Consider the following 16274-nt stretch of genomic DNA (forward strand, 5'->3'; position numbering starts at 1 on the left):
AAGTACGGCACACTAGAACCACACGAAAGTGGCCCTGTTTTCAGTTGGCACAAATGGCCCCATTTTCAGTTGGCGTTAACATTGCTTTACCGTTTCCGGATTGATAGGCAGGTGGATCCCTTTCAAGCGGTGACCGACATCATGGCATACCCGGGTCAGTTGGCCCTCGTGACCGTCGCGCTCATTCTCATCGTCACCATGATTACGCAGACTTTTTCGTGGGGGGCTCTGCGCGCCTTGCAAGGGACTTGGCGCGGGTGGGGTCCGAGCGCGCTGTTACGCACGGCCCTCATCAATCATCATGTCCGGAGAAAGGAAAAGCTCCGGCAGGAGCGCTTGGATATAATGCGTAAAGCATTTACTCTGGCCCGTCCTCGCTTAGTTTCCTCGCAGATTCCCCAGGAAGTCATCGAGATTCTCAAATCCTTGGCGGGCGAGGAATCGCCACCACAAGGCGTTTCGAATGAAAATTTAAAGATCGCTCTTTCTATGACGTGGCGATCTCATTGCGATACCCGCCAGCTGGCAGAAGTAGACTCTTTGTTACGCCGGGAATTTCAATATCCGGCCAAAAGCCGCGTTATGCCGACCATGCTAGGGAACGTCCTCCTTGCCACGCTCGATGAGCTGCAGCCAAACGACTTTCATATGGATGTCGCTGCTGTGAAAGTGGATAACAGAGTCCCTGCCGCGTTGCAAGTCCAGCTAGGAATGACCCGGGGTCGGTTGGGCATGTTCGGTACGTTTGTGTTCATCTGGGCGCTCCTGGCAGTGAGCAGCCCATTGATCTTGATTGGTGCTGTCACTGATGGCGTAGCCATCGCGGCTGTCTTCCTCCTATTTCTACTTTTGAGCCTCGGCAGCTACAAAGCCGCCATCGCCAGCGCGGAGGAATACTGCATGCTCCTTCGGAGAATAAGTTGGCTGCAATCGAGCGCACATTAATAGGAAGCATGATCTGCGGTTCCGAGACGAGGCGTTGGTTAAGAGACGGAGTGAATCTCAAGTCTAAGATTCTTTTGCTCCCGCGTCACCTTGTGGGATCTAACCTAACTTTGATCGTCACCCGTTGTCGTAAAAACTTGCGGATTTCCTGGTGTTTGAATAGGAACCGGATGGTTCGATGCGGCTGATACAATTCGCCTGACTTCGGTCCTTTGCGGGTGAATTTTGATGGGATCTCCGGGACGTTCGACCAGTGAGTTACAGATGATGACAGTTGTATGGTTCACGGGCGACGTAGGGGCCAACGTAGTGCAGCGAAGCAGTCGATGTGGCCGCTTCGTGCCGAGTGACCTTGGCGTAGATAGCTCAAAGCCTCTCACTGAAGATTCTTGTCGGCCCGCTCGGAGAAAGCCACTGGAGTGGGGGCGGGGTCTTTTTAGTGGGGGTCTGTTTGGTAGCGCAAGGCCGGCGGGTATCGGCGAAGCATGGCAGCGAGTGGCGACGGTGGCAGATTCGGTTGGGGGATGGAGGTGCCTCGGCGGGTTGCAGAGATGTCAGGAATGGCGCTTCGCAGCGCCACGATGCTGCTTGTCGCCGATGGCTTCGGGCTCACGGGTTGATGAGCTGCCGCGTCATTCTCACTAGAACTCCTGCTCCGTGCACACCGTAAACGTGACGGTCCTCCGCGAGATGCTGCACGTTCAGCGTCAATGCGGCCGATGTGTTTGCCGAGGAGGCACCGCTGGTCGAGGTGTCTCTGGCCGTTGAGAACGCGATCTCTCTGTTCACCCTGCTCGGCTGGCCGGCCGACCACGCCCGTGATGGCATCGAGTATGTCTGCAGTCGGTTAGCGGATGCCCCGTCACGACCGTCTGCCTTCGAGTCGCTGCGGCGCGACTACGCCGCTCGTGCTTTGCTCGACGTTTCTCAACCGGCCTGGATGAGCATGCTGCGCACACTTCTGGGATCCGGCAACCCGTTGCACGCGCACACCGCCGCGGGGCGCGGCATCCTTCTTGGCCTACTGGTCGGCGAGCCGCTGCACGCCCTGCTCGGCGACGACGACCTGGTCTCAGACATTGTTCTGAACTCGCCACGTGTGTTCGCATGACCATCACCCCGGGTCACATCGAGTTGGAGCGGTCGATCGACTCCATCCGCATCGGGTCGCGGCACCGCACCGATCTGGGCGACATCGACGCGCTCGCCGCCTCGATCAAGCGGCAGGGGCTGCTGCAGCCCATCACGGTGACGCCCGACGGCACCCTCATCTGCGGTGCCCGCCGCCTGGCGGCGCTGCGGCAGCTCGGCGTGCGCAAGCTCAACGTCTGGGTACGCTCCGGCATTTCGGACCACCTCGCCCAACTGCTCGCCGAGCATGACGAGAACGCGCTGCACAAGGCCTTCGCCCCCACCGAGGCGGCCGCCCTGTATCGCGAGGTGAAGATGCTTCTCGCTGAGGATGCCCAGCGGCGGCAGGCCGCAACACGCTTCGGTACGGAAAAGCCCAGATCAGACGGTGCTGCCACGGTGGCAGCACCGCAGCCGGATGGTTACGTGCGCGCGCAAGCGGCCCTGCTCGTAACCGGTCGGCGCTCCTATACAACGTTGGAACGCATCGGCCAACTGCAGCGGATGACGGACGACGAAAGTCTCGATGAGACGTTGCGCAGTCGCGCGAGGGAGGAGTTGGCGGTGATTCAGAACGGCGGATCGGTGACGGCTGCACACAGCAGGGTCGCTGCCGAAGTTGACCGGTTGGGGACCACGGCGCCCATTCGCTCGCTGGTTCTGGCCGTGCCGACCGCTGGGCGTTCGGTGGCCGACCTCGAGCAGCTGGCCAGGGAAGCACTTGCCCGTGCGAAGGCGACGACGCGCGCCAAGAAGACCCGCTCTTTGGCTGCGGCCGACTCAATATTGCCCACGCGTTCCTTCGTCTTTCTCTGGAGCGACCTGCGCGACTGGTGGCTGCGCTACGACGACGCCGAGGTCGCCGCCGAACTCTCCGACGACCAGTGGCACCAATTCGACGCGACCCTCGCCGGCACCGTTGCCTTCTTCGAGCGGATGCGCACCCTCCACGACTCCCCCGACGTCCAGCAGATCTCCGCCACCGTTACCCGCATTCGTTAGGAGCCCACCATGCAATTCCTTCGACGCCGTCGTCTTGTCATCGCCATAGTTGGCGCTGGCGTCGCCCTGATCGTGCTGGCGGCCGTCGGATTGTTTGGGCTGCTCCGTGGACCCACGAAAGCGAACCAGCATGAGCGGTCGGCGCCCCCTGCATCCGCTGCGGCTGTTGTGCCGACCGACCAACCGCAGCCGGTACTCGAAACGTCGAGCCCGGAGCTGTTTGCTCGCAGCGTCGCGCACGCGCTGTTTGATTGGGACACGCGTCAGGATGCTGGCCTCGCCGACTGGGTGCAGGTGCTGGTGGACGTGGCAGATGCGGAGGAAGCGGCGGCTGTGGCTGCCGATGTGCGGGAGTATTTGCCTGGCGCCGAGATGTGGCAGCGACTCGCTACCTACGGCACGCGTCAGTGGCTCGATGTGGAGTCGGTGGTGGTGCCGGTCGCGTGGGCGACGGCGTTGGAGCAGGCGGCGGCCGGGCAGATTCCGCGGGGTGCGGCGGCGCTCACTGTTGTGGGTACGCGTCATCGCGCGGGAACGTGGGACACCGACGAGATGCGCACTGAGCGGCAGGTGTCGTTCACGGTCTTCGTGGTGTGCCCGGGCCAGAAGTCGTGCACGCTGCTGCGGCTGTCGAAGCTCGACCATCCGCTGGAGTAGGCGATGAAGCTGCTCATCGGAATGATCGTGGTGCTGATGCTCGCTTGCCCGGTGGGTGGTTTGGTGGGTGTGGCCGCGCTGGTGACCACGGTCGCGAGCTCGTGCGGATCGCTGGTCGTCGGGACGATTCCTGATTCGCTGACCGCTCAGACTTTAGCTGGCCGATCGATAATCTTGGATCGGCGACAGCTGACCCATGCGGGAACGATCATCACTGTGGGCGGGCAGACGGCCGACGTCGGTCGTGCGGGAGTGCTCGTGGCGTTGATGGCCGCGCTCACGGAGTCGACGTTGCGTCTATTGGCAAACACCAGTGCGTATCCGGAATCTGCTTTTTACCCTCACGACGGAGTCGGTTCTGATCACGACTCGCTGGGGCTGTTTCAGATGCGGCCCTCTTCGGGGTGGGGAACGGTCGCTGAGCTGATGGACCCGGCGTACCAAGCACGTGCGTTCTTCGGTGGGGTGTCGGGGCCCAACGCCGGGTCGCCACGCGGGCTACTCGATGTTGCTGGCTGGCAGATGCTCGCCCCGGGCGCGGCGGCTCAGGCTGTCGAGGTCAGTGCTTATCCGGATCGGTATGCGAACTTTGAGCCAGTTGCCGAGGCGATTCTCGTTGAGCTGACTCGGAGTGCGAGCGTTTCCGAGTCATCGCGGATCGTGTTTCCGCTTCCCGCGGGCACGTCCACGAATACCGACAGCTTCGGGTGGCGCATCGATCCCTACACTGGCGAACGGAGGTTCCACGCCGGCAGCGATCTCGCCGCGCCGTTGGGCACCCCGATCCTCGCGGTCGCCGATGGTGTCGTGAGCTTCGCCGGGCAACGCGGAACCTACGGCGGCCTGATCACCATCGAGCACACGGTCGGCGGCGAGCAGGTCACCTCGTACTACGCCCACATGTACGACCAGGGCATGCACGTCGCGGTCGGTGACAGCGTCGTCGCCGGTCAGCACATCGGTGACGTCGGTTCCGTGGGCAAGTCAACCGGCCCGCATCTGCATCTTGAGATCCATCCTGGCGGGGCGAGCCAACCCGCTGTTGACGCGGTGGATTGGCTCACGGCCCATGGTGCCGCCGACCTGACCGCCGCAACAAGCGGATGCCCGGTGGCGTGATATAGACATCTTCCCGACTTCGGCGCCGTCGGCGGCGCTTCAGAGTTGAAGAGCATCGTCGGCGCCCTGCTGACGTTCGTGCTCATCATTGCGGTGCTCATGATGCTGATCAGCGGAGTCACGTGGGCGCTGGCTTCGGCGCACGGCAACTTTCACACCGCCACGCGGGCTCGGCTCGGGCTCTGGGTCGCCTGCGGTACCGCGGCACTCGCGGGTGCAGGTGTCGCATGGGTGAACTTCCTTCTTCGCGTGGGCCATTCGCTCTAGGAAACTCACGGCGGTGACCCAGATCTATCACGGAACGAGGGAATTCCCGCCCCGCATCAGGCGTGGGTAATGTCCGTGCTAGCTGTCTCGGAATTCTCGTATGCGCCCTCGCTATCACCAACTTTCAGACGGCCAATCGACCCCGGCTCGCGTTTGAGATCGCCTGCAGTGCACCCTCTCCCGCGACTCGGAGTCGGAGTGGGCCGGGTTACGTCGTGCAACGGAAATCCGCTCGCGCGGCACCGCGTACTCTTTTCCCATGACTGCACTCATGAGAGATATTCAGAACGCACTCGACGCGAAGCTGTGGGTGATAGCCCTCCACGCAGCCTTCATTCTGCCCGATGTGAATGCCGCCGTTCGAGCCGAAGACGGCGAGACGAGCGGCAATCGGTATGCCGCTTGGTACGACACCTACATGACGCCTAAGTACCCGCTCTTTCCTGGAAAGGATGCCTACAGAGTTCGATGTAAGTTGCTTCACCAAGGACTTGCCTCGGCACATTCCTACCGCACTATTCTGTTTACAACCAGGGATGAGGGATTCTTCCTTCATAACAACGCGATGGGTGGGACGCAGGCGCACCCAGACATGCTAAACATTGATATCGAACAGTTTTGCACCGACATGCTAGAGGCCACTGAACTTTTCAACGCTGAGGAATTCAACAACCCGGTAGTGATCAGTAATTTCGAGAAGGCTGCGCGCTGGACGACCGTTACCTTCCATCCTCATACGGGTGTGGGAACCATTCGAGTTTTCACGTCAGACGTTCCGACCTCCGTCAAGGAAACCGCGACGCAATTTGAGCCGTGGGACGGGTCCAAACTGGTACCACTCGGACCGGATTCCGTTGCGGAGGTGGTGAATCCAGACGGCACGACGCGCTCTATCTACGCAGCGGAGTAGCGTCGATAGGAGCCTGGAGTTATGTGCCTGGAGTTATGTGCCCTAACGCCAATTTTTATGAAAGCTGTCACCTTCGAGGTACGAGTCTTCTTTCGACCAAATGTGAATTTCACCGCACGCTGAACAGACCGAGGAGTTCTGAACAAGCGTTAGCGTGAGGAATGACACCCTGGTTGCCTCTAGGCCGGTCGCAACAGACCGCTTCGTGACTGGGCAAACGATCATTATGCTGGGCACGAAAATATCGTAGTTCATGTGATGGGACCGGTATCGATAAGGTTTACTTCTAAGTCCAGGACACCTCGTCAAACGATGATGGCTTGTGAAAATCCCTTCTCGAATCCCTCATTGCACGCTCTTCGAGGCAAGGGACGAACCAACGCGGTAACCTCAACTTCACTGGCGCCACGCTTTGGTAAGGGCGCATCGAGGTCTCGGCCTGAAACGCGCTGCGGCACTAGCCGGGGACTTTCTCTTCGACCGTGTAACCCTCCCGAAGCGTCCCGTCATAGGCGACCACGTCTAACTGTCGTACCTCGGTTTCGCGGAGTGTCTGCCCTAAAGCGGCATCCTTCGCCCACTCATACAAGTCCGCCAACGCGGGACTCGCAATCACCCCTGCGGCGAAAACCGCAACAGCCCAAATCGCTGTGAGCACTTTCCCCCGACAAATCGGCGCTGCCGATTTCGGGAGGGCGGCGAACTGGGCTTGTCTTGACGTGCCATCGTCTAGCTCCAAAGTGGCCTTGCCCCGGCGGCGATCAACTGGGGGTCGGACCGCTCGGTTTTCGTGCTGACAAATACACGTTTCTCAAATCGTCAAACGCTTCCATGAAGCCATTTGGTATTTTCACGGGAACGGGGCCAGATTAGCGCCCACCAAAGGGATGCACTACTCGAAAATTCCACTCCACGAGGCGACGTGCCATGAGCGCAGGTGGAAATATGAAATTGATCCTGGATACCATGTCCTGTCCCGCGCACCTCCCTGTCGTACCCACCAAACGACACAGGGAGCCACCGATGATCGACATCAACCCCAACGGCACCGGACTTCCCGGCATCGAGCAGCTGCGCGTCATCGTCGGCGCGGTCATGACCATCGGCCTCGTACTGAGCGTTCTCGCCCTCATTGTCGCCGCGATCGTCTGGAGATTCGGCGCCAACTCATCCAACCCACACCTCGCCTCCCGCGGCAAGACCGGCGTCATGGTGGCCTGCGGTGCCGCGATAATCTGCGGCGCGGCCGTTACCCTCGTTAACTTCTTCTGGAACGTCGGCCGGTCCGTCTAACCCCGAATCCGAGCAGGAAACCGATGAGCGTGTGCGATGTGCCGGTCGTAGCGGATGTCTGCACCGGCGTCGGCGACGTCGCATCCTCTGTCGTCGCGGCACCGTTCGATTGGCTCGCCGGTTCGATGGGCTCCACTGCCGCCTGGCTCTTCGAATCCGTCTGGGCCGCCTTCGACACGACCACCCTCGTCGACCTCACCGACCCGACCTACATCGACGTCTACAACGTACTCTTCGGCGTCGCCGTCTTCGTCACGCTGATCTCCTTCTGCCTGCAACTGATCACCGGGCTCGTGCACCGCGACCCCACGGCGCTCTCCCGCGCCGTGATCGGCGTCGCCAAATCGGTCCTTGGATCCTTCGTCATCATCACCATCACCGGCCTGCTGCTCGAAATCACCGACCAGCTCTCCATCGGCATAGTCCAGGCCAGCGGCAACACCATGGCAGGAATGGGTGACCGCATAGCCCTCCTCGCCGTGGGCCTCACCGCGATCAGCCCCGGCGCCCCGGGCGTCGGCGCCATCCTCACGATCTTCCTCGCCGGCCTCGCCATATGCGGCGCTGCCATCGTCTGGTTCTCCCTCCTCATCCGCAAAGCACTGCTCCTGGTAGCCATCGTCTTCGGACCAATCGCCCTCGCCGGCGCCACCTGGGACGCCGTCAAAGGCTGGTTCTCCAAATGGGTCACCTTCGTCATCGCCCTCATCCTCTCCAAGCTCGTACTCGTCGTCATCTTCCTGGTCGCCGTCGCGCAGGTCTCAGCCCCGATCGATGCGGATCTAGCCTCCGTCAGCGACCCCATCGCCGGCATCGTGCTGATGTTCATCGCCGCCTTCGCGCCCTACATCACCTACAAGTTCCTCAACTTCGTCGGTCTCGACATGTACCACGCGATGTCCAGCGAACAAGAGGCCAAGTCCGCGCTGAACCGGCCGGTGCCGGTGCCCAGCGCACCAATGATGAGCACGGCTCAGAAGGTCCTGGGCCCGGGCGGCAGCGGTGGAGCGACACAGGCTAGCCCTGCATCAATGGCACCGTCCAGCAGCGGCGGACCGGGTCCCACGTCGTCGGCGGCCGGTGCCTCGGGTGCTGGCGCATCTGCGAACGCTGGTGCCGGTTCGAGCGTCGGAGCGGGCGGCGCAGCAGTTGGGGCTGGCGCCGGCGTGGCCACCGCGGGAGTCGCAACCGGAGCTGCCGTCGTCAGCGCCACAGCCAAGGCCGGCCCGAAGATCGGCAACGCGGTCGCTCAGAATGCGGATGCCCACACCCAGTCCACCGGCAATGCCAGCGCCCCGAGTGCGCTGGCATCCAAGCCAAGGCGACCACCGGCATCCGCTTCACCGCAGGAACTGCCAGCCGGACGAAAAATCAAGGACGCGTGGCCATGGAAACTGACAGGAACCGCGCAGACTACCGACTCCCCCCGATGCAGTTCTCACGACTGACCAAGCGCGGCATCATGCTCGGCCTGTCACTGCCGCAACTGATCGCCCTGTCGATCGGCACGCTCACCATCGTCACCGCGCTGTACACGTCCGGTGCCTCGGGCGTCGCGTGGAGCAGCCCTATCTGGGGCACCGCGGCGGTGATCGCCGGCATCCCGGTCGGCGGACGCAAGATCGTCGAGTGGATGCCGGTGGTCACCCGCTGGGCATGGCGGTCGAGCCATGAGCAGCTGACCTACCGGCGCCGCATCATCCGCCCGCGCCCGGTTGGAACCCTGTCGCTGCCGGGCGATTCGGCTTCCCTGCGGGAGTGGAACGACCCTGAGTCGGGGGCGGTCATGATTCACGACCCGCACGCGCAAACCTTGACCGCGGTCGTGATGGTGTCGCACCCCGCATTCGCACTGCTCGACCCCGATGAGCAACATCGGCGCGTGGTCGGGTGGGGGCGAGTACTGGCCGGGGCCTGCCGATCGGGGCGCATCGCGCGTCTGCAGGTGTCAGAGCGCACGCTGCCGGATTCCGGCACTGGACTGTCCGAGTGGTGGGAGCGGCACGGCATCAATGATGAGAGCTGGGCCGCCACCACCTACAGTGACCTCATCGAGCGGGCCGGGCCCGCCGGCGAACGCCATGCGACGACGATCGCCCTCGCCCTTGATCTCCATGCGGCCTCCCGTCAAGTCCGCACGCAGGGCGGCAGCATTCGCGGCGCGGCGACGGTGCTGCGCCAGGAGATGACTGCCCTGACCGCTACACTGCGCGCTGCAGACCTCATCGTCGGCGGCTGGCTCACCGCCGACGAGCTCGCGGTAATCCTGCGCACGGCATACGACCCCGCCGTCGGCGTCGACCTGGAGCGGCATCCGTTGGTAGGGCGGTCGCTAGCCACTGCAGGACCGGTCGCGGTCGCCGAGAGCTGGAATCATCTCCGCACCGATAGCGCGTTTCATGCGGTGCTGTGGATCAGCGAATGGCCCAGGTCACAGGTGTTCCCCGGGTTTCTGTCCCCCCTTGTCTTCACGAGCGGCATCCTGCGCACTGTGTCTCTGCACTACCTGCCTGTTAGCGCCGACCAGGCCGCGCGCGACCTGCGCAAGAAGAAGACCGAGCTGATCAGCGACGCCCATCAACGCACCCGAATCGGCCAAATAGAGGATGCCTCCGCCACCGCCGAGTACGATGACCTCCTGCACCAGGAGGCCAACCTCACCGCCGGGCACGGCGTGCTGCGAACGACCGGCCTGGTGTGTGTCACCGCGCCCACGGTCGACGAGCTCGACGCCGCGGTGGCGTCGATCGAGCAGGCAGCGATTCAGGCCTCGTGCGAAACGCGACGGCTCGTGGGTCAGCAGGCACAAGCGTTTACGGCGGCAGCGTTGCCGTTGTGCCGGAGCGTATGACTATCGCCTCGCCGTCGAGGTCGGCGACGGTGAAAACTGAGCCAGAGCGACGGTGAAAATTGAGCCACTCTCTGCCTATGATCCGACAGTTTGAGAGACCTCAGTCAGTGCTGATCGTGCCCTAGAGGATCGGACCGCAGCCGGAGCGCGACCCGCAGCCCGCAGCCCGCAGCGACGGCAAATGTAGACGTTGTCGCTCAGTGCGTGCAGCCTGCGGCGCGAATAGATGCGACCGCAGCAGGAACAGTTGAATTCTGCTGCGTCATCCATAAGCGGCGAGCGCTGCTTCTATTTGTTGCTGGGTCGGAGCTCGGGCCATGCCGTTCGGTGTGAGATAGATCCGGCAGGCGAGGTCGTTGGTGCGACCATCCTTCGGGAAGAGGTCCACACCGTTGACGAGGATCGTCGGGGAACCAGCGAAGGGAAACTTTTCGGCTGTCTCGGCGGAATCGATCAAAGTGGTTTTGATGGACGTGCTCGACGGCATCGTTTTATCCACGGCGTGCTGCAGACGACGAAGGGCTTGTTCCGAGTTCGGACAGCCTGCAATGTAGAGCAGTTCGATTGTCGCCATGGATATTCTTCCTCTGCATACGGCCCTTGATCCAACTCGTCGGACGGGCGCGGAGCCTCGTCACCCAATTCTGTCACCGTCGACTCAGGCCGCGTAGTGCCCCGCGCACCTCCAATGCGAAGCAAAAACGTGATGGGAGCGACGCATGGCTGGGTACGAAACCAAGGAACGCACATCTCGATGGATCAGTGTCGCCTTCCTGCAAGGAACGGAGGCCGACGCTGCGATCGGCCTGATCGACCGAAGCGGAGCATCCGCTGCGTTCGATTACCTGCAGCCACGGGATCTCGGCGAGGCCACGACCGATGCCGCCCTCGAGAATGGGTACGTCTACGACCGCATCCCGGCCGGCCGGACCGACCACATCATCGAGCGCGACGGCTCTCCGTACGCGCTGACCTACAGCAGGACATACCGGTACGTTTCGCTGTTGCGATGGCATCCGCTTGAATCTGAAGTGCAGTCGGCGCGGAACGCTCCCCGTCGAGACGACATCTGGGCCGCCCCGCGGTCAACGCGCCAGCCCGAGCGCACGGTCACGCTGTGAAAGAGACCCCGACCGAGCGGATGCATACGGCCGCGTTGGTCGAACCGCGCGGCGAGCTGCGCCGCGACCGTCGCGCTCGTCGCCGCGAGGCCGCCAGGATCGAAGCGGATGCGCAGAAGGCCAAGACTCTCGCCGCCCGCACGCGCTGGCGCGCCGAGCGGGACGAAGCACGATCGGGTGCCTACCTGCCGAAAGCCGGCGAGGCCGGTCCCGCTCAGCTGCGAACGCCCGGGCGACTGAAACTCCCCAAACACCAAGATACGACCGCGACGCTGTCCGGCCACTACCCGTTTCTCGCCGAGGCAGGACTCGGCTCGGCCGGCGTCTTCGTCGGGCAGGACCTGTACTCCGGCGGATCCTTCGTCTACGACCCGTGGGTGCTCTACCAACGTGGCCTCATCACCGCGCCGAACATCGTGCTGGCCGGAATCGTCGGCTCCGGCAAATCCTCGCTGGCGAAGTCGCTCTACACCCGCTCGCTCCCCTTCGGCCGGCGCGTGTACGTACCGGGCGATCCGAAGGGCGAGCATACCGCCGTCGCCGAAGCTGTCGGCGGCAAAGCGATCATCCTCGGCCACGGACTACGCAACCGGCTGAACCCGCTCGACGAGGGTCATCGGGCGGCCTCCGCGTCGGATGCCGAATGGTCGGCCCAGCTAGCCGCACGGCGTCGCGACCTGATCGGCGCCCTCGCCGAAACCGTGCTCGATCGAGTGCTCAGTCCGCTTGAGCACACCGCAATCGACCTCGCACTGGCCGATGCTGTTCGGAGCGCCGAGGTTCCCATCCTGCCGATGGTGGTGGATCGCATCCTCTCCCCCAATCCCGAGGACGACGAAGGTCGGCTGGCCGAAGACGGGCGGCTCGTCGGCCATGCCCTGCGACGGCTGGTGGCCGGCGACCTCGCCGGGCTCTTCGACGGACCCTCCACCGTGCGCTTCGACCCCTCGCTACCCATGGTTTCGCTCGACCTGTCGCGGGTGGCCGAGAACTCGACGCTCATCTCCGTGCTCATGACGTGCTCGTCGGCCTGGATGGAGTCCGCCCTCGCCGACCCGGCCGGCGGCCAGCGCTGGGTCATCTACGACGAGGCTTGGCGGCTCATGGCGTATCCGGCGCTGCTGCGCCGAATGGATGCCCAGTGGCGGCTTGCGCGCCACTTCGGCATCGCCAACATGCTGATCTTTCACAAGCTGAGCGACCTCGACAATGTCGGCGACTCCGGATCCGCCATGCGCGCGCTCGCGTCATCGCTGCTAGCCAACGCGGAAACGCGCATCGTCTACCGGCAAGAACCGGACCAGCTCGGATCCACGGCGACCGCGCTCGGTCTCAGCCGCACCGAACAGAAGCTGCTGCCTGCACTCGGCACCGGTCAGAGACTGTGGCGGGTGAAGGATCGCAGTTTTGTTGTGCAGCACCAGCTGCATCCTGATGAGCTCTCGGCGTTCGACACGACAGCGCGGATGACGTCGGGGCAATAGCCGCGCACCTTGTACTTATTGAGGAGGCCTTTTCATGGAACGGGATGCGAGTCAGACCCTCGCCGACCGACCCAAGACCGGCACCGTCTCCTTCCGACGTGCGGAACTTCTCTCGCGCCCCACGAAACCGTTCAGCCGCACCGGCCCGAAATCCATAAGCGGATGACTACCCAGCGACCGCAGACCGAACTCGGCGATGAGCTAGCCAATCTTGGTATTGGGCTCCTGATCGGTGCGGCGGTGTTAGCGCTACTGATTCGCGGCGCGGGTGCTGTTACGGCCTGGGTAGGGCCGCGTGCCCTTGATGCTCGCTCGCGCGTAGTCTTACGCGAGCGAGCAGCAAGGGCGCGTGAGGCGCTGCGCACGGGTAAAGGTACCCCTTCGACTCGTTCAGTTATTTGACGTCGAACCCATAGGTGGTGACCACAGGTTTGTGGTCGGACGGTGCAATATCTCCGTGGAAAAAGTCAACGATCTCGGTCGTTAGGGCTCGAATGCTGCCCCGATGAAACTGAAAATCGATGACCCATGGCGCGGTGGCGGCTGGCCATGTAGGAACCGTTGGCCAGGTGGGCCCGGGAACGACTCCGAGGGCGGAGTAGGAGTCGTGCAGGCCGGCGGCGTGCAATATACGGAGAACGTGCCACGATTCGTTCAGGTCACCCATGAACAGCACGGGTTCATTTGGTTCCCCCAATGTGGCCAGGGCGACTCCGGCTGCTTCCGATTGGGCGATCCGGGGGTTGACATGTTCGGTGAGCTCACGCTTTGTCCCTGGAAATGCGAAGTGCGCGGTGCTCACGACGATGGTTGTGCCGTCTTCCGTGGCCAGCCGTACCCAGAAAAGTTTCCGGTGCCGGTGGATTTCATCCACACCGATTCCGATGTCCAACGAGCCGTGTTCAACCTCTGTGAATAGCTCAGCGTTCCACCAGATCGAGCTTTCGTGGCTCCATCCGTGTTCGTCGTCTTCCACACGGCGGTGCCCGGTGAGCACACTGTCGATGACGTCACGCGTAACTGGACGGAGCTCTTGGACGGCGTAGATGTCGGGGCGACGCGTGACAAGCAACGAGCGCAGTGCTGGTTCACGGTCCGGCCAGCGGTTGTCCGCCCAAATATTGTGTGTCATTACTACAAAACGCATGGAATCATGGTCCTTTCGGAGTCTGCGCTGCGCGTTCCGAGCGCAGGCGCGATGGGCTGAGAGAGCGTGAAGGACTGCCCGCGCACAGGGAGTATGAGCGGCGCTGAGGTGCGCGGAAAGAGCTGCGGGTGCGCGCTATGCACGGCCGCAATTGCCCCCGGACGCACGGTTTCAACCAGCCAGGCGAGGTCGTCGGGAGTGGCATGTCCGCCGGAGTCGAGCCAAACAAAGTCAAGCCCGAGCGTCTCAACCCATGCAGTGAGGGACGTCCATTCTGGGTCCCAGGAACCCAACGGTTGTCCGTTGCTGTGAATCAGCACGTCGTCAGGACCCGCCCCGACGGCCAACGCCACCCAACGGTCGGGAACCTGCAGTTCTACTAGGAAATCTCCTCGATTGGCCCTTATATCGTCAATCGTGACCTGGGTGTGGCCAGCCAGGAGGTTCGTGTCCGAATCCCCGGTCGCTAACACTGCGATAGGCGCATCTATATCGTCCAGTTGCGGCACAGATAATCCGTGTCTAACGGCGGCACGCCATCCGGCCAGAGTCTCGTGCCGCAGCACCAGGGTCCGACCGTTTGCGGTGGCGGCATCACGCAGGCCTGCTAAGCGGCGAAGATTGCGCGGGTAGGGAGTGACGAAAGCTAGGCCAGCGGTCGCAGCTAGCATCCGGTCAACTCTCTCGGCGATTTCGACCTCCGAAAGCGGCTTAGACGGGCTTGAGTCAGGACGAAGCGTTGTGCCTTCCGTGATCAGCAGGTCGACTCCAGCCGCACGCTCGGCAAAGGCTGCCATGCGTTCAGGTGCGTGGCCGTGACCACGCCAGTCCCCAGTCCAAGCAATCCGCCGGTTCCCCGCCTGAAGGATGAAACCCGCCGCCCCGGGTATGTCGTGATCAACGTGCACGAGCTCGAGGTCCATCCCACCGATGGCGACGTGTTCGCCCTCAACCAAGCCTCGGACCGCAGCCGGCGTGGCGCGCAGCGCCCCTACTTCCGTCAGTCCGGTATACAGAGCGGCACTGTCGGCACTCATAAGGACTGGCACATCGGGACTAACAAATGGGAGGAGTTCACAATGGTCGTTGTGAATGTGGCTGACGAATATTGCCGTATTTTCCGCGTGGTCCAAGACAGATGTCTGGCTCAACATGCGACCAGTTCCGGCCATCGGCTCGATGGTAGAAGCAACGCTTCCGCCGGTCGGTGTGAGCTGTGTCAGATCGTAGAGCCCTTCAACATGCGGGGCCATTCCTGCGCGCAGATGCGCGGCGAGGCTCCCCTCAACGGGCGCGGGTGAGGACCGGGAAAACAGAGCCCCGGACGGATTCGGCGTCACGCCAAAATCGAAGAAGACCTCCGAATTTCCGGAGCGAACCGAGACCTGGACCCCCCCGATCGTGCTGGTTCCGTTGAAGAACGTGATAGTTGGTTCCAGTTCAGCATTCATCGGGAAGCTCCTTCAGCGCGGCCGCGAAGGCCGCAAAATTATCAAATCGGGCGCTGGACCAGCGTGCGGCGCGGTCTGTTCCTAACGGGTCTATATGCACTGTTCGGCAGCCTAGTTCGGCCGGGGGAAGCAAGTCATTCCACAGATTGTCGCCAATCACCAAAATTTCCGAAGGCGCAATGTTCCACTGCTCGCGAGCGTGGGAGATCAGCTCCGCGCAGCCGGCGGGCTTGCGCGCATCGAAACGGATTATCTCAAAAGGCGGCTGCAGTCGAAGTCGATCAACCAACGGACGGGCTAACTCTTCGGTGGTGTTGGTCGCCAGCAGAAACCGGCGCCCCTGGCTCAAGCGGTGGAGGACCTCATCCAAGTACTCGGAACGGATGAGGGTAGTGCTTGGATCATTCCCGAAACGGCGAGCACGCACGAATGCATCACGAAGCATGTGGACATCGACGCCGCGCCGCGCAGCCAAGGCTCCAATGATTTGCCACTGATCGCCCAGGTAGCGGAGGGCTCCATCATGTTGAATCGGACCGAGAAGGCCGTCATCAACCAAAGAAACCGGATTGCCCATCCAATCCACTGCTTTCTCCGCAACCCAGTGTGGGGCGCTGATCGCGATACCGCGGGACGGTTCCACAAAACTACCGGGTTGCGCGGCGGGGTGGCGCCCCTGGATGACGTCCGCAACTTCGTCTTGAAGGCCGAGGCCTGTGCCATCAACCATTTTCTCCTCCAGAACTCTCGCGTAAAAGTCGGTGATTCGAGGGTCATCGTGGAGTGTGCCGTCTAGGTCGAAGAGCACAACTTTTATGTCACCCAGGTTCTCCAGCGGGGCCGGCCAGTTGAGGCCACTCCTCATTGGAATTGACTGCGTCGAGGTTGTTAGCATC

The 16274-nt window shown here is 62.5% G+C and carries 15 protein-coding genes and 1 pseudogene; 12 read left to right on the forward strand and 4 right to left on the reverse strand.

The features are described 5' to 3' along the window. The 10 genes and pseudogenes from CXY72_RS01475 to CXY72_RS01525 all read left to right on the forward strand — a co-directional run. A partial coding sequence (locus CXY72_RS01475) for a hypothetical protein (RefSeq protein WP_233197592.1) occupies window positions 1-945 on the forward strand: 945 nt, incomplete at its 5' end. A gap of 721 nt (window positions 946-1666) precedes the next feature. Then, window positions 1667-2056: a hypothetical protein gene (locus tag CXY72_RS01480; RefSeq protein WP_104125961.1), complete on the forward strand. Its 390-nt coding sequence runs from the start codon at window positions 1667-1669 to the stop codon at window positions 2054-2056. Then, on the forward strand, window positions 2053-3078 hold the full coding sequence (locus CXY72_RS01485) for a ParB N-terminal domain-containing protein (protein WP_104125962.1): 1026 nt from the start codon (window positions 2053-2055) through the stop codon (window positions 3076-3078). The genes CXY72_RS01480 and CXY72_RS01485 overlap by 4 nt, the downstream gene beginning before the upstream one ends. A gap of 9 nt (window positions 3079-3087) precedes the next feature. Further along, on the forward strand, window positions 3088-3735 hold the full coding sequence (locus tag CXY72_RS01490; protein ID WP_104125963.1) for a hypothetical protein: 648 nt from the start codon (window positions 3088-3090) through the stop codon (window positions 3733-3735). 3 nt (window positions 3736-3738) lie between these two features. Beyond that, complete coding sequence (locus CXY72_RS01495) at window positions 3739-4854, forward strand: M23 family metallopeptidase (protein ID WP_104125964.1); 1116 nt, start codon at window positions 3739-3741, stop codon at window positions 4852-4854. Window positions 4855-4866: 12 nt separating this feature from the next. Further along, a pseudogene (locus CXY72_RS01500) lies at window positions 4867-5121 on the forward strand (DUF6112 family protein); the annotation flags it as partial. A gap of 259 nt (window positions 5122-5380) precedes the next feature. After that, window positions 5381-6031, forward strand: a complete 651-nt coding sequence (locus tag CXY72_RS01505; RefSeq protein ID WP_104125966.1) for a hypothetical protein — start codon at window positions 5381-5383, stop codon at window positions 6029-6031. 1023 nt (window positions 6032-7054) lie between these two features. Further along, a complete protein-coding gene (locus tag CXY72_RS01515; RefSeq protein ID WP_104125968.1) occupies window positions 7055-7324 on the forward strand; it encodes a DUF6112 family protein in 270 nt (89 codons plus the stop codon). Window positions 7325-7347: 23 nt separating this feature from the next. Continuing rightward, window positions 7348-8772: a conjugal transfer protein TrbL gene (locus CXY72_RS01520; protein ID WP_199183904.1), complete on the forward strand. Its 1425-nt coding sequence runs from the start codon at window positions 7348-7350 to the stop codon at window positions 8770-8772. After that, a complete protein-coding gene (locus CXY72_RS01525) occupies window positions 8712-10175 on the forward strand; it encodes an SCO6880 family protein (protein ID WP_104125981.1) in 1464 nt (487 codons plus the stop codon). Before CXY72_RS01520 ends, CXY72_RS01525 begins: the two co-directional genes overlap by 61 nt. A 262-nt stretch (window positions 10176-10437) precedes the next feature. Here the strand turns inward: CXY72_RS01525 and CXY72_RS01530 are convergent, their stop codons facing one another. Next, the gene (locus CXY72_RS01530; protein WP_104125969.1) at window positions 10438-10749 is read right to left on the reverse strand and encodes a thioredoxin family protein; all 312 of its coding nucleotides are present in this window, start codon (window positions 10747-10749) and stop codon (window positions 10438-10440) included. A gap of 145 nt (window positions 10750-10894) precedes the next feature. Between CXY72_RS01530 and CXY72_RS01535 the strand changes: the two genes are divergently transcribed. Both CXY72_RS01535 and CXY72_RS01540 read left to right on the forward strand, forming a co-directional pair. Next, window positions 10895-11296, forward strand: a complete 402-nt coding sequence (locus CXY72_RS01535; RefSeq protein WP_104125970.1) for a hypothetical protein — start codon at window positions 10895-10897, stop codon at window positions 11294-11296. Between the two features lie 20 nt (window positions 11297-11316). Further along, on the forward strand, window positions 11317-12780 hold the full coding sequence (locus tag CXY72_RS01540; RefSeq protein ID WP_104125971.1) for an ATP-binding protein: 1464 nt from the start codon (window positions 11317-11319) through the stop codon (window positions 12778-12780). Window positions 12781-13174: 394 nt separating this feature from the next. On the opposite strand, the gene CXY72_RS01545 is transcribed toward CXY72_RS01540, so the two are convergent. From CXY72_RS01545 to CXY72_RS01555, 3 genes are read right to left on the reverse strand one after another with little or no spacing between them, the layout of a single operon-like run. Further along, window positions 13175-13927: an endonuclease/exonuclease/phosphatase family protein gene (locus CXY72_RS01545; RefSeq protein WP_146071009.1), complete on the reverse strand. Its 753-nt coding sequence runs from the start codon at window positions 13925-13927 to the stop codon at window positions 13175-13177. Then, the gene (locus tag CXY72_RS01550) at window positions 13915-15378 is read right to left on the reverse strand and encodes an MBL fold metallo-hydrolase (RefSeq protein WP_104125973.1); all 1464 of its coding nucleotides are present in this window, start codon (window positions 15376-15378) and stop codon (window positions 13915-13917) included. Before CXY72_RS01550 ends, CXY72_RS01545 begins: the two co-directional genes overlap by 13 nt. Continuing rightward, complete coding sequence (locus CXY72_RS01555) at window positions 15368-16273, reverse strand: HAD family hydrolase (RefSeq protein ID WP_104125974.1); 906 nt, start codon at window positions 16271-16273, stop codon at window positions 15368-15370. Before CXY72_RS01555 ends, CXY72_RS01550 begins: the two co-directional genes overlap by 11 nt. Between the last annotated feature and the right edge of the window lies 1 nt (window position 16274).

Source organism: Cryobacterium sp. Y57 (assembly GCF_002929505.1).
In the GTDB taxonomy this organism is placed as follows: domain Bacteria; phylum Actinomycetota; class Actinomycetes; order Actinomycetales; family Microbacteriaceae; genus Cryobacterium.

Excerpts from the sequence above, each read along its gene's own strand:
- CXY72_RS01540 (WP_104125971.1), top strand. The coding sequence starts at position 11,317 with ATGCATACGGCCGCGTTGGTCGAACCGCGCGGCGAGCTGCGCCGCGAC.
- CXY72_RS01550 (WP_104125973.1), bottom strand. The coding sequence starts at position 15,378 with ATGAATGCTGAACTGGAACCAACTATCACGTTCTTCAACGGAACCAGC.
- CXY72_RS01545 (WP_146071009.1), bottom strand. The coding sequence starts at position 13,927 with ATGCGTTTTGTAGTAATGACACACAATATTTGGGCGGACAACCGCTGG.
- CXY72_RS01555 (WP_104125974.1), bottom strand. The coding sequence starts at position 16,273 with ATGCTAACAACCTCGACGCAGTCAATTCCAATGAGGAGTGGCCTCAAC.
- CXY72_RS01515 (WP_104125968.1), top strand. The coding sequence starts at position 7,055 with ATGATCGACATCAACCCCAACGGCACCGGACTTCCCGGCATCGAGCAG.
- CXY72_RS01495 (WP_104125964.1), top strand. The coding sequence starts at position 3,739 with ATGAAGCTGCTCATCGGAATGATCGTGGTGCTGATGCTCGCTTGCCCG.
- CXY72_RS01490 (WP_104125963.1), top strand. The coding sequence starts at position 3,088 with ATGCAATTCCTTCGACGCCGTCGTCTTGTCATCGCCATAGTTGGCGCT.
- CXY72_RS01525 (WP_104125981.1), top strand. The coding sequence starts at position 8,712 with ATGGAAACTGACAGGAACCGCGCAGACTACCGACTCCCCCCGATGCAG.
- CXY72_RS01505 (WP_104125966.1), top strand. The coding sequence starts at position 5,381 with ATGACTGCACTCATGAGAGATATTCAGAACGCACTCGACGCGAAGCTG.
- CXY72_RS01530 (WP_104125969.1), bottom strand. The coding sequence starts at position 10,749 with ATGGCGACAATCGAACTGCTCTACATTGCAGGCTGTCCGAACTCGGAA.
- CXY72_RS01535 (WP_104125970.1), top strand. The coding sequence starts at position 10,895 with ATGGCTGGGTACGAAACCAAGGAACGCACATCTCGATGGATCAGTGTC.
- CXY72_RS01485 (WP_104125962.1), top strand. The coding sequence starts at position 2,053 with ATGACCATCACCCCGGGTCACATCGAGTTGGAGCGGTCGATCGACTCC.
- CXY72_RS01520 (WP_199183904.1), top strand. The coding sequence starts at position 7,348 with ATGAGCGTGTGCGATGTGCCGGTCGTAGCGGATGTCTGCACCGGCGTC.